Annotated in this window: 18 protein-coding genes; 11 read left to right on the top strand and 7 right to left on the bottom strand. The window is 69.6% G+C overall.

Features of this window, described 5'->3' with window-relative positions; translation table 11 throughout:
* Positions 1 to 4: 4 nt before the first annotated feature.
* From ABZO29_RS11825 to ABZO29_RS11815, 3 genes are all read right to left on the bottom strand, one after another.
* A complete protein-coding gene (locus tag ABZO29_RS11825; protein ID WP_367320125.1) occupies positions 5 to 1,342 on the bottom strand; it encodes an ABC transporter substrate-binding protein in 1,338 nt (445 codons plus the stop codon).
* A gap of 383 nt (positions 1,343 to 1,725) precedes the next feature.
* Complete coding sequence (locus ABZO29_RS11820) at positions 1,726 to 2,829, bottom strand: LacI family DNA-binding transcriptional regulator (RefSeq protein WP_367320124.1); 1,104 nt, start codon at positions 2,827 to 2,829, stop codon at positions 1,726 to 1,728.
* A gap of 524 nt (positions 2,830 to 3,353) precedes the next feature.
* Entirely contained in the window at positions 3,354 to 4,367 is a 1,014-nt protein-coding gene (locus ABZO29_RS11815) for a hydroxyacid dehydrogenase (RefSeq protein ID WP_367320123.1), read from the bottom strand.
* Positions 4,368 to 4,974: 607 nt separating this feature from the next.
* Here ABZO29_RS11815 and ABZO29_RS11810 point away from each other — a divergent pair.
* From ABZO29_RS11810 to ABZO29_RS11780, 7 genes are all read left to right on the top strand, one after another.
* On the top strand, positions 4,975 to 6,324 hold the full coding sequence (locus ABZO29_RS11810; RefSeq protein ID WP_367320122.1) for an extracellular solute-binding protein: 1,350 nt from the start codon (positions 4,975 to 4,977) through the stop codon (positions 6,322 to 6,324).
* A complete protein-coding gene (locus tag ABZO29_RS11805) occupies positions 6,321 to 7,319 on the top strand; it encodes a carbohydrate ABC transporter permease (RefSeq protein WP_367320121.1) in 999 nt (332 codons plus the stop codon). The genes ABZO29_RS11810 and ABZO29_RS11805 overlap by 4 nt, the downstream gene beginning before the upstream one ends.
* A complete protein-coding gene (locus tag ABZO29_RS11800) occupies positions 7,316 to 8,188 on the top strand; it encodes a carbohydrate ABC transporter permease (RefSeq protein ID WP_367320120.1) in 873 nt (290 codons plus the stop codon). The genes ABZO29_RS11805 and ABZO29_RS11800 overlap by 4 nt, the downstream gene beginning before the upstream one ends.
* A 47-nt stretch (positions 8,189 to 8,235) precedes the next feature.
* On the top strand, positions 8,236 to 10,020 hold the full coding sequence (locus tag ABZO29_RS11795; protein WP_367320119.1) for a glycosyl hydrolase family 28 protein: 1,785 nt from the start codon (positions 8,236 to 8,238) through the stop codon (positions 10,018 to 10,020).
* Positions 10,021 to 10,037: 17 nt separating this feature from the next.
* Positions 10,038 to 13,379 (top strand): alginate lyase family protein, encoded by a 3,342-nt coding sequence (locus ABZO29_RS11790; protein WP_367320118.1) that lies wholly within the window; start codon positions 10,038 to 10,040, stop codon positions 13,377 to 13,379.
* Between the two features lie 26 nt (positions 13,380 to 13,405).
* Positions 13,406 to 14,689, top strand: a complete 1,284-nt coding sequence (locus tag ABZO29_RS11785) for an alginate lyase family protein (RefSeq protein ID WP_367320117.1) — start codon at positions 13,406 to 13,408, stop codon at positions 14,687 to 14,689.
* A 92-nt stretch (positions 14,690 to 14,781) separates the two neighbouring features.
* Positions 14,782 to 16,362, top strand: a complete 1,581-nt coding sequence (locus ABZO29_RS11780; protein WP_367320116.1) for a carboxylesterase/lipase family protein — start codon at positions 14,782 to 14,784, stop codon at positions 16,360 to 16,362.
* A 213-nt stretch (positions 16,363 to 16,575) separates the two neighbouring features.
* On the opposite strand, the gene ABZO29_RS11775 is transcribed toward ABZO29_RS11780, so the two are convergent.
* Both ABZO29_RS11775 and mmuM read right to left on the bottom strand, forming a co-directional pair.
* Positions 16,576 to 17,628, bottom strand: coding sequence for a LacI family DNA-binding transcriptional regulator (locus tag ABZO29_RS11775; RefSeq protein WP_367320115.1), 1,053 nt, complete (start codon positions 17,626 to 17,628; stop codon positions 16,576 to 16,578).
* Between the two features lie 133 nt (positions 17,629 to 17,761).
* On the bottom strand, positions 17,762 to 18,682 hold the full coding sequence (gene mmuM, locus ABZO29_RS11770) for a homocysteine S-methyltransferase (RefSeq protein ID WP_367320114.1): 921 nt from the start codon (positions 18,680 to 18,682) through the stop codon (positions 17,762 to 17,764).
* A 275-nt stretch (positions 18,683 to 18,957) separates the two neighbouring features.
* Between mmuM and ABZO29_RS11765 the strand changes: the two genes are divergently transcribed.
* A complete protein-coding gene (locus ABZO29_RS11765; protein WP_367320113.1) occupies positions 18,958 to 19,281 on the top strand; it encodes a hypothetical protein in 324 nt (107 codons plus the stop codon).
* A gap of 116 nt (positions 19,282 to 19,397) precedes the next feature.
* Here the strand turns inward: ABZO29_RS11765 and ABZO29_RS11760 are convergent, their stop codons facing one another.
* Positions 19,398 to 21,551: an autotransporter gene (locus ABZO29_RS11760; RefSeq protein ID WP_367320112.1), complete on the bottom strand. Its 2,154-nt coding sequence runs from the start codon at positions 21,549 to 21,551 to the stop codon at positions 19,398 to 19,400.
* Positions 21,552 to 21,762: 211 nt separating this feature from the next.
* On the opposite strand from ABZO29_RS11760, the gene ABZO29_RS11755 reads away from it, so the two are divergent.
* The gene (locus ABZO29_RS11755; RefSeq protein WP_367320111.1) at positions 21,763 to 22,707 is read left to right on the top strand and encodes a family 43 glycosylhydrolase; all 945 of its coding nucleotides are present in this window, start codon (positions 21,763 to 21,765) and stop codon (positions 22,705 to 22,707) included.
* Positions 22,708 to 22,709: 2 nt separating this feature from the next.
* A complete protein-coding gene (locus ABZO29_RS11750; RefSeq protein WP_367326112.1) occupies positions 22,710 to 24,122 on the top strand; it encodes an RICIN domain-containing protein in 1,413 nt (470 codons plus the stop codon).
* Positions 24,123 to 24,444: 322 nt separating this feature from the next.
* Here the strand turns inward: ABZO29_RS11750 and ABZO29_RS11745 are convergent, their stop codons facing one another.
* A complete protein-coding gene (locus ABZO29_RS11745) occupies positions 24,445 to 24,939 on the bottom strand; it encodes a nitroreductase/quinone reductase family protein (RefSeq protein WP_367320110.1) in 495 nt (164 codons plus the stop codon).
* A 190-nt stretch (positions 24,940 to 25,129) separates the two neighbouring features.
* Between ABZO29_RS11745 and ABZO29_RS11740 the strand changes: the two genes are divergently transcribed.
* On the top strand, positions 25,130 to 25,792 hold the full coding sequence (locus tag ABZO29_RS11740) for an SAVMC3_10250 family protein (RefSeq protein ID WP_367320109.1): 663 nt from the start codon (positions 25,130 to 25,132) through the stop codon (positions 25,790 to 25,792).
* The last annotated feature ends 5 nt before the right edge of the window (positions 25,793 to 25,797 follow it).

Genomic DNA, 25,797 nt, shown 5'->3' with positions numbered 1-25,797 from the left:
TGCCTCAGCCCTTGACGCTGATGCCGCGGGACTTCAGGTCGTTGACCGTCCACACCTGCATGTGGGCCAGCAGGTCGGTGACCTTCTCCTGCTTGTTGACGACCTTGCCCCAGCCGCTCTGCAGCTCCGTGAACATCGCGGTCCAGTTCGGACCGAAGGTCCAGTCGGTGGTGACGGTGCCGAGGCTGTCCGTCACGATCTTCTTGGCCGGCTCGTAGTTCGTGCCGAGCAGCTTCTGGGAGATCGCCTGGTCGACGTAGGCGCTGCTGTCGGCCAGCCCGGGCATCACACCGCTGCCGGTCTCCGGGCTCGCCATGGTCTTGACCGCGCCCGGGTCGGTGGACATCCACAGCGCGGCCTCGGCGGCCTGCTTCTGGGACTTGCACTGCTTGGACACCAGCGTCAGGTTGCCGCTCTGGTTGGTGCCCGCCGGCGTCTTGGCCGCCTCGCCCTTGAACGTCGGCCACGGCGACAGGGCCCACTGTCCGAAGGACTTGGTGAAGTTGTTCACCATGCCGGACATCTGCCAGGTGGAGATCTGGCGGGTCGCGGTGCCGCCGTTGTCGTAGTTGCGCTGCACGGCCGCGTAGTCCGCGAAGGACAGCTTGGAGTTGAGGTCGTTGTCGATGATGTCCTGGATCACCTTCGCGGCCTTGAGGGTGCCCTCGTCCTGGAAGTTCACCTTCCAGGAGTTGCCGTCGATGGAGTACCAGTGGGCGCCCGCCTGCATGGCGAGCACCTCCAGGGTGCTCGGGTCCTCACCGGCGTAGTTGGTGATCTTGACCTTGTGCTTCTTCAGCACCTTGCCGGCGGCGATGAAGTCGTCCCAGGTCGCGGGCGGCTGCAGACCGTACTTCGAGAAGATGTCGGTGCGGTAGATGGTGAAGGCCGGCGCCGAGGCGGTGGGCACGCCGTAGACCTTGCCCTGCACGGTGCCGCTGGCCCAGGAACCGGCGTTGAACTTGTCCTTGCTGGACCCGACGTACTCGGTGATGTCGGCGAGGGCGTCCTGCGAGACCCAGCTGGTGACGTACTCGGCGGTGTTCTGCAGCAGGCAGGGGGCGTTGCCCGCCTTGACCGCGTTGGCCAGCTGCTTCTGCATGGTCAGCTGATCGGTGATCTTCGTGTACTTGAGCTTGACGTCCTTGTGGCTGGCGTTGAACGCGTCGACGACCGCCGGCTGGCCGTTGGCCCAGCCCCAGAAGTCGAGGGTGACCGGACCGGAGGACTTCGAGGACGAGTCGTCGTCCCCGGATCCGCCGCAAGCGGTGAGCAGACCTGTCAGCGCGAGTCCCGCAACGGCGGCGCGGGCGAACCTTCTCCGGGGGTTGGTGGAGTTCATCTGACCGTGATCCTTCGGGAAGTAGGCGTCTCAGAAACGAGGTACGGCGGCTCGGTACTGGCCAGGGAACGGCGGCCGGAGGACATCGGCTCGCGGTTGCGGGGGGTCGGCCAAAGCAGAAGCTGTAGTAACCGGTTGCTGGGACCGTAGGACGGCGCCTCTGCTCATAGCAAGAGGGCGGCGGAAATTTGTTACGGCCACTTGTCCGCGGGGTGAGGCTCCGCGGGGCAACGCGTGCTGACGGGATACGAGGCATATATGCAGGTCAGACCCATCTCGGAAGGCTTTTCCGCCCGCTGGTAGACACTGCGCGCGAGCTCAGCAAGACGGCTAAAAACCTCGAGAAAACGGTTTCGTAACCTGATCATCACGCCGTAACCTGATCATCGCTCACCTGCTACCCGCGTTGAAACCGGCGGACGTACCGAGTCCCGTACGACGACATGGGTGCCCAGCACCAGATGCTCCCCGTCGCCGCCCTTGCGGCCGCCCGCGCCGGTCTCGCGCCGGTCGGCGACAGCACGCAGCGCGACACGGCCCATCTCCTCGTACGGCACGTGCACGGTGGTCAGCTGCGGGGTGAGCTGGGAGGCCAGCGGGATGTCGTCGTAGCCCACGATCGACACGTCTTCCGGAACCCGCAGGCCCGCCGCGCGCAGCGCCTGCATGGCGCCTGCGGCGACCACGTCGGTCCCGGCGAGCACGGCGGTGAAGTCCGGCGTTTCGTGCAGGGCCTCCTCCACCGCCGCGTACCCGTGCTCGTCGCCGTAGGGACCATGCCGCACCAGGCCCGGGTCGAACGGCACCCCGTACGCCTCGAAAGCCCGCCGGGCGCCCCTCAACCTGCCTTGAGCCGTGGTGAGTCCGGCCGGGCCGGGCAGGATCAGGACGCGCCGGTGACCGGCCGACAGCAGGTGGCTGGCCATGGCGTACGCCCCGGACTCGTTGTCGTAGTCGACCGTCGTCGCCGGTACGTCGCCCTCCAGCGGCGGCCTCCCGACCAGCACCAGGTGCGAGCCGGCCGCGTCCAGGGAGCGGGCGAAGCGGGCCATGCGCAGCTGGTACTCCTCGTAGTCGTACGCGCCGCCGAGCAGGACCACGGCGGCCACGCCCTGCTGGCGCATGAGGTTCACCAGGGCGAGCTCGCGCTCCGGGTCGTCGCCGGTGGTGCCGACGAGCGACAGCCAGCCGCGCAACGTGGCCGCGCCCTCGACGCCCTTGGCCACGTGGGCGAAGGCGGCGCCGGTGATGTTGTTGATGAGGATCGCGACCGTCGGGGTGCCGCCGCCGGCCAGGGAGCGGGCGTGGGCGTTCGTGACGTAGTCCAGGTCCCGGACGACCTTCATCACCCGGCGCCGCAACTCCTCCGAGACCGGATAGTTGCCCGACAGTACGCGCGACACGCTCGCCACGGAGACGCCCGCGCGTTCCGCGACGTCACGGATCGTCGCCCGTCCGGCGTCCGCGGGCGCTTTGCGCTGACTCACCGTGCTGGCTCCTTCGCCGTCATGACCCGCTCACCGGGGAGGCCGGAAGTACCGGTCCCCTCGTCGGTGCGGAAACCGTATCCCATCATTCCTCCAGGTGGGGGAGCCTGTGGACGCAGCGTTGTGAGTGGATGGGGGAGCCTGTGGGTGTGGGCTGCGTCTGAGGTCGTGGAGCTCGCGGACGTCGCTCGCGGAGCTTGTGGATGGCGCGTGCGTTCGGAGTGGTGGAGCTTGTGGACGTCGCCTGTGTGTTGAGGTCGGTGAGCCCGTGGACGTCGCGTGTGTCCGGGGTGGTGGAGCTTGTGGATCCCCGGTTTTCGGGCCCCGCTTCTCGGGGCCTGGGTGAGCCCATGGACGGCAAACGGCAAGGGCCGTCCCAGGCCCACTGTCCCCACGCGCCGGCCGCGAGGGAGCCGAAGGGGCGCGCCGGTGTCGAGAGCCCGAGCGCGCGGAGGCCCGAAGGGCTGAGCACGGTCGGGCTCTCGACGCCGGCTGAGAGCGCCCCGTAGGCGACCGAGCCATCATTACGCAACCCGCGCCATGTCCGAGTGCCGTACCTCGTGGTCGAGTGGCAGGCCCACCGCCAGGCGTTCCAGTTCCTCCACCACGATGCGGCCCAGGCGTTCCAGTTCGTTGCCGAGGGAGCCCGCGATGTGCGGGGTGAGGAAGACGTTGGGGAGCGTGTAGAGCGGGGAGTCGGCGGGCAGTGGCTCGGGTTCGGTGACGTCCAGGACTGCGTGCAGCCGGCCGGAGACCAGTTCCTCGGTGAGCGCGGCGTGGTCGACGAGGGCGCCGCGGGAGGTGTTGATCAGGACGCCGCCGTCCGGGATGAGGGCGAGCCGTGGGCGGTCGAGCATGTGGTGGGTCTCGGGGATGTCGGGGGCGTGCAGGCTCACGATGTCGCTGCGGCGCAGCAGGTCCTCCAGCGGGAGGAGTTCGGCGCCGAGCGCGGCGGCGTCGGCGGCGTCCACGTAGGGGTCGTAGAGCAGGATCTCGAGGTCGTACGGGCGCAGCAGTTCGAGGAGCCGGCGGCCGACGCGCGAGGCGCCGATGACGCCGACGCGTCTGCCGAGGTTGCCGATGGGCGCGGTCTCGGCGGGGGAGGGCTGGGCGTGTGTGGCGCGGAAGCGCTCGCGGTGGGTGAACGCGTCCTTCCCGGCCAGCAGGATCATCGCGAGGGTGTACTCGGCGACCGGTACCGCGTTGCCGGTGACCGCGCTGGAGACGCTGATCCCGTGCTGCCAGAGGGCGTCGCCGATCAGCGAGCGGACGGAGCCGGCGGCGTGCAGAACTGCGCGCAGCCTGGGTGTCGAGGCCAGGGTGTCCGCGTCGAGGTGGGGGCAGCCCCAGCCGGTGATCAGGACCTCGGCCTCGGCCAGCGCGGACGCGGCGGTGGGGTCGGTGAAGTCCCGTACGACGAGGGCGGGGTCGATCCCGGCCGTCCGCTGGAGCCGTGCCAGGAGGGGCGCGGGGAACAGCAGCGGGAGGTGCACCGGATCCATGGCGAACACGGCCCTGGGCAGCTGGGCGCTGGGCATGTCTCTCCTGAGTACGTCGGAAACATTTTCTGAAAGCGGCTTCTACCGTAGATCTGGCGTGGAGGCAGGGTCAATCGCTGCGGGGTGTTGCCCCTGCTGGAAATTTTTCGACCGGTGGCCGGCGCCAAAGGCGCATGTCAGGCCCGGTCAGGCGGTCGGAAGGGGTGCTGTTGCTGCGGGAATGGGAGGCCAGGGCGGTGAGTGCGCGGGCTCGCGGGGCGGCGCTGTAACAGGTTTCCGGGGGGCCGTGTTTCCCGTGGGGCGTGGCGGGGCCGGTCACAACCGGTTGCCGTCCGGTTCGCCCAAGCCGCGCCCTCCCGGCTTCGGATGCCGGAGGCCTGCATGACTGATTCGTGAGCCCTTCGCCTTGGGCCTCGGAGCAGCCGTTTCCCCAGTTCAGACGGCATTTCCTGAGGTCCGGCGCCCATCGCGGGCAGGCCGTCGAACGTCTCAAACGCGTCGCCCAGAGTTTTCGAAAGTCTGCCGAGCCCCTTGACGCACCACCTCGCGCGGAAGAAGCTCTGCCCACCTGGCCGTAGCAACCGGTTGCTACCTGTTACTGCCGCCGGTGGAGCCGTTTTTCCCGAACACAGAAGGTGAGGCCTTCATGCGCTCGCACGCCGGTGCTCCCCCCAGTCGGCGCCGATTCCTCGCCCTGTCGGCCGGCGGTGCCGTGGCCGGTGCGGCGGCGCTGAGCGGCTGCGCGATGCAGGTGTCCAGCGGGGTCGGCGGATCGGGTGAGACCGTCACCGTGATGGTCAACTCCGGGGACATCCTCCCGGAGCAGGTCCAGCAGGCGAAGAAGGACCTCGGCATCAAGATCGTCCTGGTGAAGTTCGACATCACCAAGCTGATCGCGATGCTCACCAGCGGCAACCCGCCCGACCTGGTGCGCGGTGTCGGTGCGGTGGACTCGCCGTTCTTCGCGGCGCGCGACGTGGCGGAGGAGCTGGATCCCTACTTCGCCCGGAGCAGCGTCCTCAGACTCGACGACCTGGACCCCGTCAACGACCTGTGGCGGTTCGACGGCCGCACCCAGGGCAAGGGCCCGCGCTACGGCATGGCGAAGGACTTCTCCCAGGACTCGATGTTCTGGTACAACACCGCGGCCTTCGACAAGGGCGGCGTCGAGTATCCGCCGGAGACCGAGCCGGTCACGTACGAGGAGTGGATGGACACCGCCAAGCGCCTCGTGCAGCGCAAGAACGGCCAGACCACGGTCTTCGGCGGCAGCTACGGCGGACTGACCCGGTCCACGCTCCTGGCGACCATGACGGCGTCCGCCGGAGGCAGCCTCTTCAACGACGACTTCTCCCGGGTCGACTTCACCACCCCCGAGGCCCGCAAGGCGCTGGCCTGGTACATCGACTACTGCAGCACCAAGGTCGGGCCGAGTCTCATCCAGCCCGACCCCAACGGCTGGGACGGGCCCACCTACCAGGCCGGGCGGCTGGCCATGTCGAACTCCGGCTACTGGATGGGCGGCATGATCGGCGCCGACAAGAAGCTGGCGGAGGTGTCCCGTCTGGCACCGGCCCCGGTCTTCGCGGGCGGCCCGCGGATCAGCGCCTGCCAGGGCGGAACCGGCCTGTGGATGCCGCGCGGGGCGAAGAACAAGGACGCCGCATGGCGGGTCTTCGAGTGGTTCTTCGGCGAGGAGCCTGCCAAGGCGCGTGCCTCCGGAGGCTGGGGCATCCCCACCCTGAAGTCGCTGCGTTCGCTGATGCCGGCCAAGGAGGACTACCAGAAGCAGGTGCTGAAGGTGCAGGACAACGAGTTGGAGCACTTCTCGGTGGTCTCCTTCACCCCCTACAGCAGGGCGGACGCGGTCGACGCCCTCTTCAACCAGATCGCCCCCGCCGCGATGAACGGCCAGATCTCCGTCGAAACCCTCGCCGGGCGTCTGAACTCGGCCATCAACGAGCAGCTGAAGCGCGGTAAGGAGCAAGTGGGATGACGGTCGATCAGATCTCCCCCGTCGCGGACCGGCCGGGCGCCGCCGCGAGCGCCGGACGCGCACGCGCCGACGCCGGGCCGCGGACGTCCATGACCGCGCGCAGGCACCGGGCGTTCTACATGTTCACCTCGCCCTGGATCATCGGTTTCCTGCTGCTGACCGTCACCCCGATGGTGTACGCGCTGTGGCTGAGCTTCACCACGTTCGACGGCATCTCGCCCAACTGGCAGTACGTCGGACTCGGCAACTACCGCGAGTTGCTGAACGATCCGGTCACCTGGGACGCACTGGGCCGGGCGGGCCTGTTCGCGGTGACCTCGGTGCCACTGTCGATCATCGCGGGGCTCGCCCTGGCCGTGCTGGTCAACCGGCCGATCAAGGCGCGCGGTCTGTTCCGCACGCTGCTCTATCTGCCGGCCGTGGTGCCGCCGGTGGGCGCGGGTCTCGCCTTCAAGTTGCTCTTCGACCAGAACTCCGGTGCGACCAACGGCGTTCTGACCTTCTTCGGCATCGACGCCGTGGGCTGGCTCGCCGACCCCTACGCCCGCTATGTGCTGCTGATGACGGTGCTCTGGGCTGCCGGAAACGTCATGATCATCTCGCTGGCAGGGCTCCAGGACGTACCCCGGGAACTCCACGAGGCCTCCCGCATCGACGGGGCGAGTGCCTGGCGCACCTTCCGCAGTATCACCGTGCCGCTGCTGTCGCCCGTCCTGCTCTTCCAGACGGTGACCGGAATGATCGCCTCGGTGCAGACCATCATGCCGCTTCTGCTGGCCCCGCTGGGCGACACCAGCGGCATCACCACGGTCCCGCAGTCCAACTACCTGTACATGATGCACGTGTTCGCGCAGTACTTCGCGCTCGGCCGCTACGGCTACGCCTCCGCGCTGCTGTGGGTGCTCTTCGTCCTGATCCTCGTCGTGACCGGACTCATCTTCAAGTTCACGTCCGGCGCGGTGTTCTACAACGTCGACCCGGAGGCGAAGAAGTGACCGCCACCACCCTGCCGCCCAAGTCATCGACGACCGACGTCCGCGTGCGGGTGCGCGCCAAGCGCCTCCTCCTCTACACGGTCCTCGTCTCCGTCACCGGCCTGTTCCTCGGCCCCTTCGGCTGGCTGATCCTCTCCGGCCTGAAGACCCAGGGCGAACTGGCCGCATCACCCGTGCACTGGCTGCCCGCCGCCTTCCAGTGGCACAACTTCGCCGACGCCTTCAACCAGATCGACTTCCTCGGCTACGCCCGTAACTCCCTGGTCATCGCCCTCATCTACGCCACACTCGTCACCCTCAGCTCGGCCTGGGTCGGCTTCGGGTTCGCCCGCCTCGACGCGCCCGGCAAGAAGGTGCTGTTCGGTGTCCTCCTCGGCTCGATGATGCTGCCGCAGATGATCACGCTGCTGCCGACCTACCTGATCTTCGCCAAGCTCGGGATGGTCGACACGTACTGGCCGTGGGTTCTGTGGGGTCTGTCGGCCGCGCCGTACCTGATCTTCCTGTTCCGGCAGTTCTTCGCGGGCATGCCCCGCGAACTGGAGGAGGCCGCGATCGTCGACGGCTGCGGATACTCGTCGATCTTCTGGAGGATCTTCCTGCCGCAGTCCTGGCCCGTGCTGTCCGCGAGCTTCATCATCGCCTTCACCTGGACCTGGGGCGACTACATCGCCCCGCAGCTGCTGCTGTCCACCGACCGCACGACCCTCGCCGTCGCCGTGATGACCACCTACGTCAGTGAGGCCGGCACGCCCGTCCCCGAACTGCAGGCCGCCGCCTCGGTGATGTACGTCGTCCCGATCCTGCTGATCTTCCTCATCGCCCAGCGCGGTTTCGTGGCCGGGATGTCCACCTCCGGGCTCAAGTGACCTCTCTCGTATCTCTCATCTCTCCCCCTTACTGAAGGAAATGCTCCATGAACGACACCCAGAGCACCGGACTGTCCCGGCGTACTCTTCTCCAGGCAGCGGGTGCCACCGCCGCCGCGTACTCACTGATCGGTGCGGCGGCCGGTACGGCGAGAGCCGACGACACTCCCGGTGCGCCCGACAAGCTGGTGGTGTACCCCATCCCGACTGGGGTTCCCACCAACTCGAGCTTCACGGTCAAGGCCCGTACCCCGGGCGGCGAATGGCAGACGGTGCCCGTCTACCGCGCCAGAGCGAAGTGGATCAACGCGGACACGGGCAGCGGTCCGGTCTACAACTCCTCCGTCGCCACGTTCGACTTCGACGGCACCGTGGAGGTCGCCGTCACCTCGTCCAAGGGCACCATAGGCAGCGCGCGGATCCGCCCGCTGTCGTACGGCACCCAGTTCACGGTGGACGGCGCCACGGTCAGTTTCACCCTCACCGAGCCGCGCAACCTCTCCATCGAGATCAACGGTGAGATCTTCGACAACCTGCAGCTGCACGCCAACCCGATCGAGTCGCACGTACCCGACCCCGACGACCCGGACGTCATCTACTTCGGTCCGGGCCTGCACAAGACCACCGACAACGTGGTGAAGGTGCCCAGCGGCAAGACGGTTTACCTGGCCGGCGGCGCCGTGCTGACCTCCCGGGTGGAGTTCGTCGACGTCGAGAACGCCGGGCTGCGCGGCCGCGGCGTGCTGTACAACTCGCCGAGCGGCGTCCTGCTCCAGTACTCCAAGAACATCGAGATCGACGGCATCATGGTGCTCAACCCGAGCAGCGGCTACGCGTGCACGATCGGCCAGTCGAAGCAGGTCACCGTACGCAACTTCCACTCCTACAGCCATGGCCAGTGGGGCGACGGCATCGACATCTTCTCCAGCCAGGACGTCCTCATCGACAAGGTCTGGATGCGCAATGCCGACGACTGCATCGCGATCTACGGCCACCGCTGGGACTACTACGGCGACGTCCGCAATGTCACCGTTCGCAACTCCACACTCTGGGCGGACGTCGCGCATCCGATCAACGTCGGCACGCACGGCAACAGCGACACCCCGGAGGTCATCGAGAACCTGGTCTTCAGCAACATCGACATCCTTGACCACCGCGAACCGCAGATGGACTACCAGGGCTGTATCGCGCTCAACCCGGGCGACAGCAACCTGGTGAAGAACGCTCGCTTCCAGGACATCCGGGTGGAGGACTTCCGCTGGGGTCAGCTGATCAACATGCGGGTCATGTACAACACCAAGTACAACACCTCCATCGGCCGCGGCATCGACGGCGTGTACATCAAGAACCTGTCCTACAACGGCACGCATGCCAACCCGTCCATCATGGTCGGCTACGACGCGGACCACGCCATCAAGAACGTGACGTTCCAGAACCTCGTCATCAACGGCAAGTTCATCGGCAAGGGGATGAAGAAGCCCGGCTGGTACAAGTTCGAGGACATGATGCCGGCGTACGCCAACGAGCACGTGGTGAACTCGCGGTTCCTGAGCTCCACCGACGCCACGTCCACCAACGCACCCCAGGTCAGCAGCCCGGACCAGGCCACGGCCACCAAGAACCAGGTCTTCAACCACCTGATCACGGCCAGCGAACTGCCGACGTCGTTCGACGCCGCGGGACTGCCGAAGGGCCTGGACATCGACACCGCCACCGGTCTGATCTCCGGCAAGGTCACGGACAACGTCGGCACCTTCGCGGTCACCGTCTCGGCCACCAACAGCGTGGGCACCGCGACCCAGACCCTCACGCTCACCGTCCAGCACGCGTGATGCGGCACCTCTGAACCATGGAGTCACCCGTGCTTCCTCTCAGCCGACGGTCCTTCCTCGGCGCGGCGGGGCTCGTGGTCGCGGCCGGAGGCGGACTGCTGTCCGCCTCCGCCGCGGCGGCGTGGGCCCAGGACGACAAGACCGCGCTCCGGGCCTTCACCCACCCCGGACTGCTGCACAGCGCCGCCGACCTCGCACGCATGAAGGCCGCGGTCGCCGCGCAGGAATCGCCCATCTACAACGGTTTCCTGACGTTCGCGGGCCACGCCCGCTCGAAGGCCACCTACACGATCCAGAACACCGGCCAGATCACCTCCTGGGGCCGCGGCCCCACCAACTTCCAGAACCAGGCCGTCGCCGACTCGGCCGCCGCCTACCAGAACGCGCTGATGTGGTGCGTCACCGGCAACCGCGCCAACGCGGACAAGGCCCGGGACATCCTCAACGCCTGGTCGGCGTCCCTCGCGGCGATCACCGGGGCCGACGGCCCGCTCGGCGCGGGTCTGCAGGTCTTCAAGTTCGTCAACGCCGCCGAGCTGCTGCGCCACAGCGGCTACGACGGATGGGCGGAGTCCGACATCGCCCGTTGCGAGCGGTCCTTCCTGGACGTCTGGTATCCGGCGATCTCCGGCTACATGCTCTACGCCAACGGCAACTGGGACCTGACGTCCATTCAGTCCGTCCTGGCCATCGCCGTGTTCTGCGAGGAACCCGTCCTCTTCGAGGACGCCCTGCGGTTCGCCGCGGCCGGCGCGGGCAACGGCAGCGTCGGCAACCGCGTCGTCACCGACGCGGGCCAGGGCCAGGAGAGCGGCCGCGACCAGGGCCACGAGCAGCTCGCCGTCGGCCTGATGGGCGATGCCGCCCAGGTCGCCTGGAACCAGGGCGTCGACCTGTGGGCCTTGGACGGCAACCGCATTCTCGCGAACGCCGAGTACGCCGCCCGCTACAACCTCGGCGGCGACGTCCCCTTCACCCCCGACCTGGACCGTACCGGCAAGTACATCAAGACCTCCGTCTCCGACAAGGTCCGCGGCAACATTCCGCCGATCTACGAGATGTACTACGCCCACTACGCGGGCGTCCGCGGCCTCGACACCCCGTACACCAAGGCGGCCGTCTTCCGCGGCACCGGCGGTGCCCGCGTCGTCGAGGGCAGCAACGACGACCTGCCCAGCTTCGGCACCTTCGCCTACGCGGGCACGAAGGCTCCCTCGCCGGACGTGCCCACGGCTCCGGCGGGCGTCACCGCGGTGGGCGGCGACCGGGACGTCACGGTGACCTGGGTGCCCTCCGCATGGGCGAGCACATACACCGTCCAGCGGGCCACCCGCCCCGAGGGCCCCTACGAGGAGATCGCCTCCGGCGTCGACAAACCGGCGTACAGCGACGGTGAGGCGAGCCGGGGCCGCAGGTACTACTACACGGTCACCGCCTCCAACTCCCTGGGAACCAGCGGACCTTCGAGCATCGCCGCCGCCACCGCGGGCCTTCCCGAGCCCTGGTCCACCCAGGACCTCGGCGACGTGCGGATCCCCGGCTCCGCCGCCTTCGACGGAGAGCGGTTCGTGCTGGAGGCGAGCGGCACGGCCGACACCTACCGCCTCGTCCACCTGCAGCTGTCCGGCGACGGCGCGGTCACCGCGCGGATCGTGTTCCCGCTCAGCTCCCAGTACTCCAAGATCGGAGTCACTCTCCGCGACTCCCTCGACCCGGGCGCGGCGCACGCCTCGATGCTGATCCAGGGGCTGCCGCTGCACACCTGGAGCGGAGTGTGGTCCGTCCGTCCCTCGGCGGGTGCGGAGATCTCCGCCACCGGCAGCACGCCCGTGCCGCCCTCCCAGCAGCAGGCGATCACCACCTCGGCCGCCTTCCCGATCTCAAGCCTGGGCACCCTGCCCGAGTCGGCGACCCCGCTCGAGGCTCCGTACGTCGAGGGCGCCGGCGACGGTTACCGGCTGCGCGCGCCCTACTGGGTGCGCGTGACCCGCAAGGGCCGCCGCTGCACGGGAGAGATCTCCCCGGACGGCATCCGCTGGACCGAAGTCGGCACCACCGAGGTCGAGTTGGGGCACACCGCGTACGCGGGACTCGTCCTGACCTCCTGCCTCGGCGTCGACGAGGAGTACGCCGAGACCGGCACCGGCGCCTTCGACAACGTCAGCGTGACCTCCGCCGCCACCGGCGAGGTCTGGTCCCCGCCCCGCCCGGCCCTTACGGCCACGGGCCTGCGGGCCACCAGCGGCGCCGACGCCGTCGAACTGGCCTGGACCGATCCGGACCTCTGCGCCCGGTTCAAGGTGCTGCGCGCCACGGACACCGACGGCCCGTACCACACCATCGCGACCGGCATCGGTGCCGTCGGGTTCGGCACCCGCGTCCAGTACGCGGACGCCACCGGCACACCCGGCACGACGTACCACTACGTCGTCGCGAAGACGAACAGCGGCGGGCGCGGCCCGCTGTCGGAGTCCGCCTCCGCGCAGATGCCGACGCCTTCCGTGCCACAACTCACCTCCGCCACCACGGCGTTCGCCAACCAGGGCGTCGAGTTCCGCCATCTGCTGCGGGCCACGCACGAGCCCGTACGGTTCACCGCGGACGGCCTGCCCGACGGCCTCCGCGTGGACAGGCGCACCGGCCTGATCTGCGGAACCCCCAACGAGACGGGCGAGTTCACGCTCACCACGACCGCGGGCAACGCGGCCGGCGACGGGACCGGCACCCTCACCCTCACGGTCGGCACACCCCCGCCCGGCCCGTGGACGTACGGCGATCTCGGCGACACCGTCCTCGACGACCGGGAGTTCGGGACCCTCGGAGTCGTGGCGATCCGCACGCCGGGCAGTACCTCGTACAGCGACGGGACGTTCACCGTGCGGGGCGCGGGCGTCGACCTCACCGTCAACAACCAGGGAATGACGGGGCAGTTCGTACGGCAGCCGGTCAGCGGCGACTGCGAGGTCACCGCCCGGCTGGTCTCCCGTACCGGCGCCACCGCCGACCGGGTCGGCCTGCTGATGGCCAAGTCGCTCTCGCCGTTCGACCAGGCGGCCGGGGCGATCGTCAGCGGCGGGAGCAGCGCGCAGCTCATGCTGCGCACCACGGTGGCCGGAAGGTCCACCTTCACGGGCAACGGCACGGTCACCGCCCCCTGCCTGCTGCGGCTGAAGCGCGCCGGGACCGCTTTCACCGCGTACGCCTCCACCGACGGCGGCGTCACCTGGACCCCCCTCGCCGCGGGAGACATCCCCGGCTTCGGTGACGCCCCCTACTACGTGGGCCTCGTCGTCTGCTCGCGCAGCCCCCAGGTCCGCAGCACCACCCAGTTCGAAGAGGTGAGCATCACTCCCATGTAGATCCACCGGATTGGAGCTGCACTGCAATGAGCCGCATTTCCCCCCACCAGCATCTCCAGACGGGCGAGGTGAGCCGCCGCGGTCTGCTGAAGACCGCCGGCGGCGTCACCGCCGCCCTCGCCCTGGGCGCCACCGCCTCCCCCACTCTCGGCTACGCTCGAGCGGGGGGACCCCCATCGGCGGACGCGGCCCCGGCGACCTTCATCCACCCCGGCATGCTGCACAACGCCGGCGACATCAACCGCGCCAAGGTCAGGGTCGCCGCGGGCACCGACCCCTGGCGGTCCGGCTGGAACCGGCTGGTCGCCAACTCCCACTCCCAGTCCACCTGGACGCCCAACCCGCAGGCCACGATCTACCGTGGATCCGGCTACCCCGAGAACTACGGGATCCTCTACAACGACATCGCCGCCGCCTACCAGAACGCCCTGCGCTGGGTCGTCGGCGGCACCAGCGCAAACGCGGACTGCGCCGTCCGCATCCTCAACGCCTGGGCGAACACGCTCACGTCGATCCAGGGCAACGCGGACCGGTTCCTCGCCGCCGGCATCTACGGCTGGGAGTTCTGCCAGGCCGCCGAACTCATGCGGGGCTACGCGGGGTTCAACCTCGCCAGGTTCCAGCAGATGATGGTCAACGTCTTCTACCCGCTCAACAACCAGTTCCTCACCCAGCACAACGGCGCCTGCATCACCAACTACTGGGCCAACTGGGACCTGTGCAACATGGCCTCGATCCTGGCCATCGGGATCCTCACCGACAACGCGGCCAAGTACGACCAGGCCGTCAACTACTTCAAGACCGGCGCGGGCAACGGCTCCATCCGGCACGCGGTGCCGTTCCTGTACCCAGGCGTCGAGGGCTACGACCTCGGCCAGTGGCAGGAGTCCGGCCGCGACCAGGGCCACACCATCATGGGCATGGGCCAGATGGGCGCGATCTGCGAGATGGCCTGGAACCAGGGCGAGGACCTGTACTCCTACGACGGCCGCCGTTTCATGAAGGCCGCCCAGTACGTCGCCAAGTACAACCTGGGCATGAACGTGCCCTACACCACCTACACCTGGGGCAGCGGCACGAACTGCGCCCAGCAGTCGCAGACGGTGATCGGCTCCGGGTCCCGCGGCCAGGTCCGTCCCGTGTGGGCCATGCTCCACTTCCACTACAACCGGCGCCTGTACCTGGACGACAAGTACATCTCGCAGATGTACTACAACCTCGTCGCCCCCGAGGGCGGCGGCGGGGACTACGGCTCCACCAGCGGAGGCTACGACCAGCTCGGCTTCGGCACGCTGATGTACGCCAAATAGCCCCCTTCTCGCCTTGTGCACCGGAATACCCCGGGCCGGTGTGGTGCTCTTGAGTTACCGGTGCACGAGCGCGGCGAAGGGCTGGTGGGCGCATGACGGCAGACCAGGCGGGCCCCGTGGTCAGAACCCCCCACGGGGCCGTACGCGGCAGGTACGAGCACGGCGTCGCGGTGTTCCGGGGCATCCCGTACGCCGCCCCGCCCTTCGGCCCTCGACGGTTCAGGCCGCCCGTGCCGCCCGAGCCCTGGGACGGCGTGCGCGACGCGGGCTCCTTCGGGCCCACGCCGCCGAAACCGCCGTACTCCGAGGCCTTCGAGAAGTACCTGTCCGACCCGGTCGTGCCCGGTGACGACTGCCTCAACCTGAACGTGTGGACGCCGGAGCCGGGCCGCGGGGCCCGGCTCCCGGTGTTGGTGTGGCTGCACGGCGGCGCCCTGACCAGGGGTTCCTCGGCCGTGCCCGTGTACAACGGGCGCCCCTTCGCCCGCGACGGCGTCGTGCTCGTCTCGATCAACTACCGACTGGGTGTCGAGGGCTACGGACTGTTCCCCGACGCGCCCGCCAACCCCGGCCTGCGCGACCAGCTGGCCGCCCTCGAGTGGGTGCACGCCTCGATCGAGGCCTTCGGCGGCGACCCCGACCGGGTCACCCTCTTCGGCCAGTCGGCCGGCGCGATCAGCATCGGTGCCCTGATCGCCGCCCCGCAGGCCCAGGGGCTGTTCCGGCGGGCGATCCTGCAGAGCGGGCCCCCGGAGGCCTTCGACCGGGACAAGGTACGGCGGATGGTGCGCCGCATGGCCACCCGGCTGAAGATCCCCGCGACCGCGCAGGCCTTCGCCGAGGTCGACCCCGAGCTGCTCCTGAAGACCCAGGCCGACGTGGGAAGACTCAGCAGCCCGGTGCTCGGAGGGCCCTCCTTCGGCATCGTCGTCGACGGCGACCTCGTGCCCCGCGACCCCCTGGACGCCCTCGTCGAGGGTGACGCGGCGACCGGCGCCGACCTGCTGATGGGCTGGACCCGGGACGAGTACCGGCTGTGGCTGGTCCCCGGCGGACTCCTCGAGCGCGTCGACCGGCTCGGCCCGGTCGCCCTGGCCGGCGCCATGGCCCGCTGCCACTGCGGCCACGAGGTGGTGCGCGGCTACCGCACCCTGCACCCCGAGGCCGGCACCGCAGAGACCGTCGGCCAGCTGGTCACCGACCACCTGCTGCGCAACCCGCTGCACCGCCTGGCCGACGCCCGGCCGGGATCCTCGTACATGTACGAGTTCGCCTGGCCGTCCCTGCTGCCCGACCTCGGCTCATGCCACGCCCTGGAGCTCGGCTTCGTCTTCGACACCGGGGACGTCCCCGAGTCGCGCAAGCTGGCCGGCGAGGGCGCCCCGCAGGAACTGGCGGACGCGATGCACAGGGCGTGGGTGCGGTTCGCCGCAGAGGGCGACCCCGGCTGGGAGGCCTGGGACGCCACCCACCCGGTGCGGATCTTCGGCGAGGGCGAGCCGTACACGGCCCTCGGGCCTCGTGACCGGGAGCTGGGCCTGTGGGCGGCCGACGTCCCGCTTGCCGCGTCCGCACCCGCGCCGGACCAGGCCGACGGTTTGCCCGTGCGCAACACGGAACTGCGGTCGGTCGTACGCCGGCTGCGCCGCTCCGGCATCGCCCGCCGGCCCTGAGCACGCGCACGGGCTCATCCCGTCGGCGCCCACGGCCCTCGGGCCTCGGGACCGGGAGCTGGGCCTGTGGGCGGCCGACGTCCCGCTTGCCGCGTCCGCACCCGCGCCGGACCAGGCCGACGGTTTGCCCGTGCGCAACACGGAACTGCGGTCGGTCGTACGCCGGCTGCGCCGCTCCGGCATCGCCCGCCGGCCCTGAGCACGCGCACGGGCTCATCCCGTCGGCGCCACCGAGTCCCGTACCACCACGTGCGTGCCCAGGAGCAGATGCTCGCCGGGGTCCTCGGGACTGCGGCCGAGGGCGGTGCGGACCGCGAGGCGGCCCAGTTCCTCGTAGGGCACGTGCACCGTCGTCAGGGCCGGGTACAGGTCGCGGGCGAAGGGGATGTCGTCGTATCCGGTCAGTGAGACGTCGCCCGGCACGTCCAGGCCCGCCTCGTGCAGGGCGGTGAGCGCGCCCGCGGCGACCATGTCGGTGGCGGCGACGGCAGCCGTGAACTCCAGCCCCTGCTTCAGCGCCTCGCGCATCAGCCGGTGGCCGGAGTCGCGGGTGAAGTCGCCGTGCAGCAGAAGGGCCGGGTCCGGGTCGACGCCCCGGGCGCGGTGGGCGGCCAGGAAGCCGCGTTCGCGGCCCTGCGCGGTGGTGTGGTCGGGCTTGCCGCCGAGGAAGAGGATCCGCCGGTGGCCCTGGGCGAGGACGTGGGCGACCAGGGCGTAGGCGCCGCCCTCGTTGTCGTACTCGATGGCCGTCACCGGGGCCTCCGGGCCCAGCGGCGGGCGGCCGCACAGCACGAGCCGGGAACCGACGGAGGCGAGGGCGTCGGCGATGTGGCGGGTGCGCTCGTGGTACTCGGGGGTGTCGGCGGCGCCGCCGACCAGGATCACGGCGGCGGCGCGCTGGGCCCGCATCATCTCCACGAACTCCAGTTCGTGCTGGATGTCGCCCTCCGTGCTGCACACCAGGCACAGATGGCCGAGCCGGTTCGCCTCGCGCTCCACACCGTGCGCCATGTGCGCGAACGACGGCCCGGTGATGTCCTCCAGGACGAAGGCGAGCGTGGGCGTGCCGACGCCCGCGACCGCCTTCGCGCGCGCGTCGGCCACGTAGTCCATGTCGCGCACCGCCCGCAGCACCCGTGTCCGGGTCTCCGAACTCACCGGATACACCCCGCCGAGCACCCGCGACACCGTCGACGCCGACACCCCCGCACGGGAAGCGACGTCCCGGATGGTGCTGCGCCCCACGTCCCCGTTCTTTCTGGTCATCCCCCACCCCTTCACCCCTGGAAACAGCGGCAACATCACGGAAACCGGTTCCCGTCGGGGAGGCTAGCAGCGGTGGTCGGGCTGCGCCGACGACTCCCTGAGAAGCACTCGGGGAGGGGAGGGCGTGAACGGGTTACCGCAGCGTCCGCGCGATGTCCCCGATCGCCTCCGGCCCCACCCGGCAGCATCCGCCGATCAGCCGCGCCCCGGCCCCCTGCCAGCCCCGCACCTGCTCGGCGGTGAAGGTGGACCGCCCGTTCCAGGCACGCGCCCGGGCGTCCCAGGTCTCGCCGCTGTTCGGGTAGACGACGACCGGCTTGCCGGTCACACGTGCCGCGGTCCCGGCGGCGGCGTCGACGTCCTCGGGAGCGCAGCAGTTCACGCCGACCGCGATCACCTCGTCGACGTCGGCGGCCAGGGCGAAGGCCTCCTCCAGGGGCTGTCCGGCGCGGGTGCGGCCGCCGGCCACCGTGTACGACAGCCAGGCCGGCACGCCGAGCCCGCGCACCGCCCGCAGCAGGGCCCGGGCCTCGTCGGAGTCGGGAACGGTCTCCAGGGCGAGGACGTCGGGAGACGCGGCGGCCAGCACCTCCAGGCGCGGGCGGTGGAAGCGCTCGAGTTCGTCGACGGTGAGCCCGTAACGGCCGCGGTACTCGGAACCGTCCGCCCGCATCGCGCCGTAGGGCCCGACCGAAGCGGCCACCCACAGCGGACGCGTGACTCCCTTGTCGTGGGCCTGGCGCGCCGCCTCGCGGGCCAGCTCCACACTCAGCCCGAGCAGCCGGGCTGCCTCCTCCCGGCCGATGCCGCGCTTCGCGAAACCCTCGAAGGTGGCCTGGTAGCTGGAGGTGATCGCCACGTCGGCGCCCGCCTCGAAGTAGGCGAAGTGCGCCTCGGTGATCGCCTCGGGCCGCTCGGCGAGCAGCCGCGCCGACCACAGCTCGTCGCTCAGGTCGTGCCCGGCGGACTCGAGCTGGTTGGACATACCCCCGTCGAGGACGACGGTCCCGGCGGCGAGGGCTGCGGCGAGAGACGTGGAGGGGTCGCTGGTCATGTCATGACGCTAGTCGAAGCCCGCGGAGACGGGCCGTATGCGTCCAGTGCATGAACAGATCGCCCAGCATGTGGGACAGCGGGTTACGGCCACGCTCTTCCCCACCCCGTCCCCGCATCCCCACGGAACCGCCATGACTGCCCCAGCCCCGCCGAGGCCACCGACCCCTCGGAGCCCAACCCGCCCTCGGAACCCACCGGAACGGCGGCGAAGCCGGCTCCCGGCCGCCGTACCTTCGGCCTGGCGGCCACTTTCCGCCCGGCCTGCGCCACGACATGGTCCGTCTGCACCATGACCGCGAGTGGTTTCTCCAGGTGACGGAGGCCCTGCCGCGTGCCTTCTGCCACCTCGACATGTGGCCCGCGAACGTGCGCTCCGACGGCCCGGACCGGGTCGCCCTCGACTGGGCGTTCGCCTACGACGCCCATCTGCACGGCCTGCGGCAGAGCGGTTGGGACGGCGACGAGCAGCTCGTGCGGCTCGCGGTGTGCGCGTCGGCCGTGAAGTACGACCGGCTCACCGGGCTGATGCCGGCGCGGGCGGGGGAGGAGCAGCCGGACTACCGCGGCGAACGCGCCGTCTCCGCCGAACTCCGTTAGCGCGAACGGGGGTTGACGCTCGCGTTTCTGGCGGAGTGGGCGGCGGAGGCACGGGAGCTGGCTCCCCGGCTGGGGTTCTCGGAGGCTCCGAGCGGCCGTTGAACCGGGGGCGAGAATCAGCGGGTCCAGCTGCTGTCCCTGCTCAGCGGGTCCAGCTGCTGTCCGTGCGCCGCATGCCGCCCACCCCCTCGCCGACCGCCACGCCCTCGCCTTCGCTGGAGCGCCGGCACGATGAGTCCGAGGAGCAGCCCGACCGCGAGGACGTACGGCCACCAGCCGAGGCCGCTGCTCGCGGTGTCGCTCCGGGCGTCGGCGGCGACGGCACCGGACGACGACGTCCCGTGCGCGGACGGTTCCGCGCTCGGCCCGGCGGCCGTGAGGACGACGTCATTGCCGTCGCCACCCCGGTAGCTGATCCGGTAAACGGCGTCGGCGAGCTTCACCCCGGCGCCCTCACGCAGGCCGGTGAAGCTGCCCGTGGTCTTCGCGGATCCCGTGTGGTCGAGGACGGTGACCTCGCGCGCCGGCTTCGTCCCGGCGGCGGACAGATCCAGCTCCCCGCCCAGCCGGACCGCACCGGCCACCTTCAACGGCTTGTCGCGCAGGACGAGTTCGCCCTTCGCCCCCTGCGTGTAGCCCCCGGTCACCGTCAGACCGCTCGTGACCACACCCTCGTTCGTCACCGCGCCCTTCACCGTGCCCTTGCCGGTGAGGGTGCTCGTCACCCGCAGGCCCGCCGTCCCCACGTCGAGCCGGGTCCCCGCCCCCGTGAGCCGGATCGCCTTGCTGTGCGCGAGCGTCGCCCCGGAGCGCAGGGCCAGCGTGCCCTTGGTGACGGTCGTCGTCCCGGTGTACGTCACCGAGCCGCCCGTGAGCGTGGCCGTCGCGGCACCCGACTGCGTGAGGGAGCCGCTGCCGCTGATCCGCGAAAGTGTCAGCGTCCTGCTCTTGTTGTTGAGCACGAGCGAGCCGTCGTTGACGACCTTGTAGAGGCCGCCCTTGGTGTAGAGGCCGCCGTCGCCGCCGGACTTCCCGCTGCCGAGCCGCAGCACGGCGTTCTTCTCGACGGTCGTCGAACCGTCGTAGTACTGGACGGCGGCGAAGGTGACGTCGTTGCCCTTCGTGCCCCTGATCACGATGTCGCCGGCGCCTGGAGCGGCGAGGGTGTCGTGGAACTTGCCGCCGCCGATGGGGGCGCCCAGTGTCACCGGCCCGTTGTAGTCGAACGTGAGCAGTGAACGCGACCGGGCGGCGAGTAGGTTGATGTAGACGGTCTCGGCGGTGCCCGGCATGAAGATCTTGTTCGTGGTGCCGTCGCCCCACTGGACGTTGGCGCCCTTGATGTTGGTGCCGCGCTTGTTGACGTTCTTCCGCGCCGGCGTCCAGTTCAGGGCGGGGTCGCTGAGCGAGGGCTTGGTGTCCCCGCCCTGGTTCGACCAGCTGTACTGGCCCGTCAGGACGACCTTGCTGCCCGGCCGGGACTGCACGTTGATGTCGCTGCCGTACTCGCGCTGGTAGAAGTCCATCCCCATGGTGACGGTCTGGCCCAGGGGGGTGTCCACGGTCCAGGTGCCCTGGTTGAGGACCTTGCGGACGTTCGGCAGCGAGGTGGCGTATTCCGGCCGTCCGGCGTTGAGCTGTGTGCCGTTGTCGATCGTCCCTGAGAAGGTGTGGGTGCCCGACAGGTCCCAGGTGCCCCAGAGGAACCGGGGCTGGGTGAGCAGGCCCGAGCCGCTGATGTTGCCCAGGTTGTAGTCGACGTTGCGCAGGGACAGCCGCAGGGTGCCGTCGACGCGGATGTTGTCCTGGTTGAGCCGGAACGCCGGGGTGTTGTAAGGGAAGTGGCCGATCAGCCCGGTCGTGCCACCGTTGCCGTACTGCAGGGTCGCCCCGCGCTCGACCGTGATCGCCGGCGGGTCGGGGTTGGTGACGGTGACGTACGGGTGGTTGCCGCCCTGCGTCCGCACCGTTTGCCGCTGCCGGGACTTCGGCAGGGTGAAGTCGCTGTTCTTCGTGAGGACCAGCGTTCCGCTGCCGCGCACGGTGAGTGTGCCCTCGCCGTGGAAGGCACGGTTGTACGTGGTCGTTCCGGACGGCACGGTGACCACCGTGTCTCCGGTGAGTGTGACGTCCCGGTTCGCGAGGACGTCGGCGGTGACGTCCCGGACGCCGGCTGCCACGGCCGGGGGAGCCGTGGTCAGGAGGGCCGCGACCGCCGCGAGGGCTCCGGCGGCGGCCGCGGTGGAGTGGATGTGGGGATGGCTGCGCACGCATCGGAGACGGGCGGGGGCCGACGGGGATAACAGAAAATCTCGCACCGGAGAGAAATCCCCGCATCGGGGAGCAAGGGCTTTCCCCCAGTCTCGTCAGACCCGTTGACCTCCTCGTAACACGCCCTTACCTTTTCGGACCGGAACATTCCTCACCACAAACGCACGGTACCGAACAGCCTCGGACTTCCGTCTCCTGAGAGGCGCCCGCATGAACCCGCTGGTCCTCAACCGCGCCGATCCCCAGGTGCACCGCCACACCGACGGCTTCTACTACTTCACGGCCACCCACCCGGACTACGACCGGATCGTCCTGCGCCGCTCCCGCACCCTCGAAGGGCTCGCGGACGCCCCGGAGTCCGTGATCTGGAAGGCGCACGCCACCGGCGACATGGGTGCGCACATCTGGGCGCCCGAGCTGCACCGCATCGACGGCGCCTGGTACGTCTACTTCGCCGCCGCCCCCGCGGAGGACGAGTGGGCGATCCGTGTCTGGGTGCTCGAGAACACCGGCCCCGACCCCTTCCGGGACACCTGGACCGAGAAGGGCCGCATCAAGACGGCCTGGGACACCTTCTCCCTGGACGCCACCACCTTCGTACACAACGGCACCCGGTACCTCGCCTGGGCGCAGCAGGACCCGGACCGGCACGGCGAGAACTCGTCGCTCTTCCTCTCCGCGATGTCCGACCCATGGACCCTGACGGGGCCTCAGGTCAGGCTCTCCGCACCCGAGTACGACTGGGAGTGCGTGGGCCACCGGGTCAACGAGGGCCCGTACGTCATCCAGCGCCACGGCCGGATCTTCCTCACCTACTCGGCGAGCGCCACCGACCACAACTACTGCCTGGGCCTGCTGACCGCCGACGCCGACAGCGACCTCCTGAACCCCGCGAGCTGGTCCAAGTCGCCGGTCCCCGTGTTCACCGGCAACGACGCCACGGGCGTGTACGGCCCGGGCCACAACTCGTTCACGGTCGCCGAGGACGGCGAGACCGACGTCCTGCTCTACCACGCCCGCCAGTACAAGGAGATCGACGGCGACCCCCTGAACGACCCCAACCGCCACACCCGCATCCAGGCCCTCGGCTGGAAGGCGGACGGCACCCCGGACTTCGGCGTCCCCCTCGCCGACACCGTGAAGGAGAGTGCGTGACAATGAGACGTGCGTACGCCATCCTGCTCGCCCTCTGTCTGGCGCTGATCGGCGCCCTCGCCACCGCGGGCCCCGCCCAGGCGGCACCCCAGACCGTCGCCAACGGCATCCAGTTCACCGACACTTCGGGCGCGGCCCTCCATGCCCACGGCGGCGGCGTCATCAAGGTCGGCAGCTACTACTACTGGTTCGGCGAGGACCGCAACGCCGACAACACCTTCCGGTACGTGGACGCCTACCGCTCCACCGACCTGAAGAACTGGGAGTTCAGAAACCACGTCCTGACCCAGTCCAGCGCTTCCGAGCTGGCCACCGCCTACATCGAGCGCCCCAAGGTCATCTACAACGCTTCCACCGGCAAGTTCGTGATGTGGATGCACAAGGAGAACGGCACCGACTACAGCGAGGCCCGTGCGGCCGTGGCGGTCTCCGACACGATCGACGGCACCTACACCTACCAGGGCAGCTTCCGCCCGCTCGGCCAGTACATGTCCCGCGACATCACGGCGTACGTCGACACGGACGGCACCGCCTACATGGTCTCCGCCGCCCGCGAGAACTACGACCTGCACATCTACAGGCTCACCGCCGACTACACCGGCATCGCGAGCCTGGTCGCCAACCCCTGGCCGGGCGGCCACCGCGAGGCCCCGGCCCTCTTCAAGCGGGGCGGCGTCTACTTCATGCTGACATCGGGTGCGACCGGCTGGGACCCCAACCAGCAGCAGTACGCCACGGCCACCTCACTCGCCGGCCCGTGGACCGCGATGACGAACGTCGGCGACTCGACGGCCTACGGCTCCCAGACGGCGTACGTCCTCCCGATCCAGGGAACCTCGGGCACGTCGTACCTCTACATGGGCGACCGCTGGGGCAACTCCTTCAGCGGCACGGTCAACGACTCGCGGTATGTCTGGCTGCCGCTGACCTTCCCCTCGTCCACGTCGATGTCGATGTCCTGGTACCCGGAGCTCACGGTCGACACGGCGGCCGGCACGGTCACCGGCACGAGCGCCACGTACAACACCCTGATCGCCCGCCATTCCTCCAAGTGCGCCGACGTCACCGGCCAGTCGCAGTGGCAGGGCACCCAGATCAAGCAGTACGACTGCAACGGCGGCAACAACCAGAAGTACTGGTTCAAGTCCGTGGGCAGCGGCTACTACCAGCTGGTGGTCCGGCACAGCTCCCTGTGCGTACAGGAGAACTCCACGACCATCACCCAGGAGAACTGCAACGCGTCGTCCACGAACCAGCAGTGGTCACTGACCGCGACGGGCTCCTACGTGAACGTGAAGTCCCGGGCGACCGGGGAGTGCCTGGACGTGTCGGGCGCGTCCACCGCCAATGGCGCGGCGATCATTACGTACACGTGCAATGGAGGGACCAATCAGCAGTGGACGCGGGGCAGTTGATCCACAGCTGACCCTCAGCGGCCGACACACGTGAGGGCACGCCGGGGAGGGGAGCGCGGGCGCTCCTCCCCGGCGGAGACGTCACCACCACAAGGCGCTTCCACGGCACCGTCTCGTATGCGCCCGTCAGGTAGTCGAGTTCCGGACGCGGTGGCCCACATCGGAGGATCCCTTCCACCGCCGGCCACAGCTGTACCCCGCTCGATCTGGTGCGGTTGTTGTGTGGTCCGTCCAGCACCTGCCCGCAGGCATGCGCTGCTGAGCACGGAGCGATGGACGTAGTTCCCTTGACGTGCCGGTTGATTGATGGGGCGTCGGTCGATCAGTTGGCCTGCGTAGGGTCCGGCGCACTGGCTCGGGGCTCCAGAACCACCACTGCGGTGTCGGACGGTCGGCGTGCCGCGTAGGCGTCCAGGTTCTTGTCGATCTCGCGCCACCTGGCCCACAGCCGTGACCGCTCGTCACTCGTCGCGGCGTAACCGTGAACCAGCCGCTGCCCGTCGACCAGATCGACGGTCACGTCCGGGTGCGCCTGCAAGTTGAGCCACCAGGCGGGCTCGCCCTCACCCCACCCGTTCATCGCGAGCGAGACCAGGTTCGGACCGTCCTCGAAATACCCGATGATGACGCTGCGCCGGCGGCCTGTGCGGCGGCCGGTGGTGGTCAGCCGCAGGGCGCCCCAGCCGTTGGCACGTGGCCGCCACAGGCCGAGGCGGCCTCCGAAGACCCGGTACAGACCCCGGTGCGTGTACCAGGCCAGACGGATGAACCAGCGCGGCGGCAGCCATGGTGTCCTGGCCCGTTGCTCGACCGACATGGCGACCTCCCACATGCCCTACCGGCTCCGGTTGCACGCACGACGCTAACAACGGTCGTCAACGGTCGGTAGAGCCGAACGGCCCGTGTGTTGGGCACGGTGAGGTGCCCGCCGCCCCACGCATCTGATGCCTCGTATGGGGGCGTGATCGCTACGCTGGGACAGGTCGATGCCTGGGAGGGAGCCGGCAGTGTCGCTCAGCTACTACGTTTACGTCAGCGACAGCAAGATCGACATGCTGTTGCCGCAGATCGCCCCCGGTTTCGGGGCGAAGCGCCAGACGGAGCTGGGCGTGAATCTCTCGGTGCTGTCGGCGAAGCGCACGACCGAGGGCCCGTCCGACGACAGGATCCGCCGGCTGGAGACCGTCGTCGGGTACCTGCGCGAGCACGGTGACCTCGGCTCGGTGGACGAGCCGGGTCAGTTCTTCTGGGGGCTGCTGCCGATGCGTTGGGGTGCGTTCCCCGGCGATCCCACCTCGTCGCTGGTGTTCTTCGGCGGGCGGAGCGAGAACACCGTCGTCGGGCTGGGCGGCTCGTACCGGCACGTGTGCGACACCGTGCCGGACGTCGAGGCGCACGGGGTGGGGCGCTCGATGATGTCGTCGATGCTCGACGGGCTGGGAGCCACCTCGGACCTGGAGGACGAGTACGTCGCCGACGCGGTGGACGGCGACCTCGACCGGGCCGATCGCGCCGCGCTCGCCCGGGTGCAGGGCGCCGTGGCGAGCCTGCGCTGGCCGGCGCAGAACGTCGAGTTCGTGGCCAAGCGCCTGCTGCACGGCGACAGCCCGGACGGCAGCGCCAGGTCGGTGCTGCTCGGGACACCGGTGTACGTCGCCATCGTCGACTGACGGCG

The sequence above is a fragment of the Streptomyces sp. HUAS ZL42 genome, from assembly GCF_040782645.1.
Classification (GTDB): Bacteria; Actinomycetota; Actinomycetes; order Streptomycetales; family Streptomycetaceae; genus Streptomyces.
This window is presented reverse-complemented; position numbering and strand designations above follow the sequence as displayed.

Bases quoted from the DNA above. Each gene is read 5' to 3' on its own strand.
- ABZO29_RS11825 (WP_367320125.1), bottom strand. From the start codon at position 1,342: ATGAACTCCACCAACCCCCGGAGAAGGTTCGCCCGCGCCGCCGTTGCG.
- ABZO29_RS11815 (WP_367320123.1), bottom strand. From the start codon at position 4,367: ATGCCCAGCGCCCAGCTGCCCAGGGCCGTGTTCGCCATGGATCCGGTG.
- ABZO29_RS11810 (WP_367320122.1), top strand. From the start codon at position 4,975: ATGCGCTCGCACGCCGGTGCTCCCCCCAGTCGGCGCCGATTCCTCGCC.
- ABZO29_RS11805 (WP_367320121.1), top strand. From the start codon at position 6,321: ATGACGGTCGATCAGATCTCCCCCGTCGCGGACCGGCCGGGCGCCGCC.
- ABZO29_RS11795 (WP_367320119.1), top strand. From the start codon at position 8,236: ATGAACGACACCCAGAGCACCGGACTGTCCCGGCGTACTCTTCTCCAG.
- ABZO29_RS11790 (WP_367320118.1), top strand. From the start codon at position 10,038: ATGGAGTCACCCGTGCTTCCTCTCAGCCGACGGTCCTTCCTCGGCGCG.
- ABZO29_RS11785 (WP_367320117.1), top strand. From the start codon at position 13,406: ATGAGCCGCATTTCCCCCCACCAGCATCTCCAGACGGGCGAGGTGAGC.
- ABZO29_RS11780 (WP_367320116.1), top strand. From the start codon at position 14,782: ATGACGGCAGACCAGGCGGGCCCCGTGGTCAGAACCCCCCACGGGGCC.
- ABZO29_RS11775 (WP_367320115.1), bottom strand. From the start codon at position 17,628: ATGACCAGAAAGAACGGGGACGTGGGGCGCAGCACCATCCGGGACGTC.
- mmuM (WP_367320114.1), bottom strand. From the start codon at position 18,682: ATGACCAGCGACCCCTCCACGTCTCTCGCCGCAGCCCTCGCCGCCGGG.
- ABZO29_RS11765 (WP_367320113.1), top strand. From the start codon at position 18,958: ATGGTCCGTCTGCACCATGACCGCGAGTGGTTTCTCCAGGTGACGGAG.
- ABZO29_RS11755 (WP_367320111.1), top strand. From the start codon at position 21,763: ATGAACCCGCTGGTCCTCAACCGCGCCGATCCCCAGGTGCACCGCCAC.
- ABZO29_RS11750 (WP_367326112.1), top strand. From the start codon at position 22,710: ATGAGACGTGCGTACGCCATCCTGCTCGCCCTCTGTCTGGCGCTGATC.
- ABZO29_RS11745 (WP_367320110.1), bottom strand. From the start codon at position 24,939: ATGTCGGTCGAGCAACGGGCCAGGACACCATGGCTGCCGCCGCGCTGG.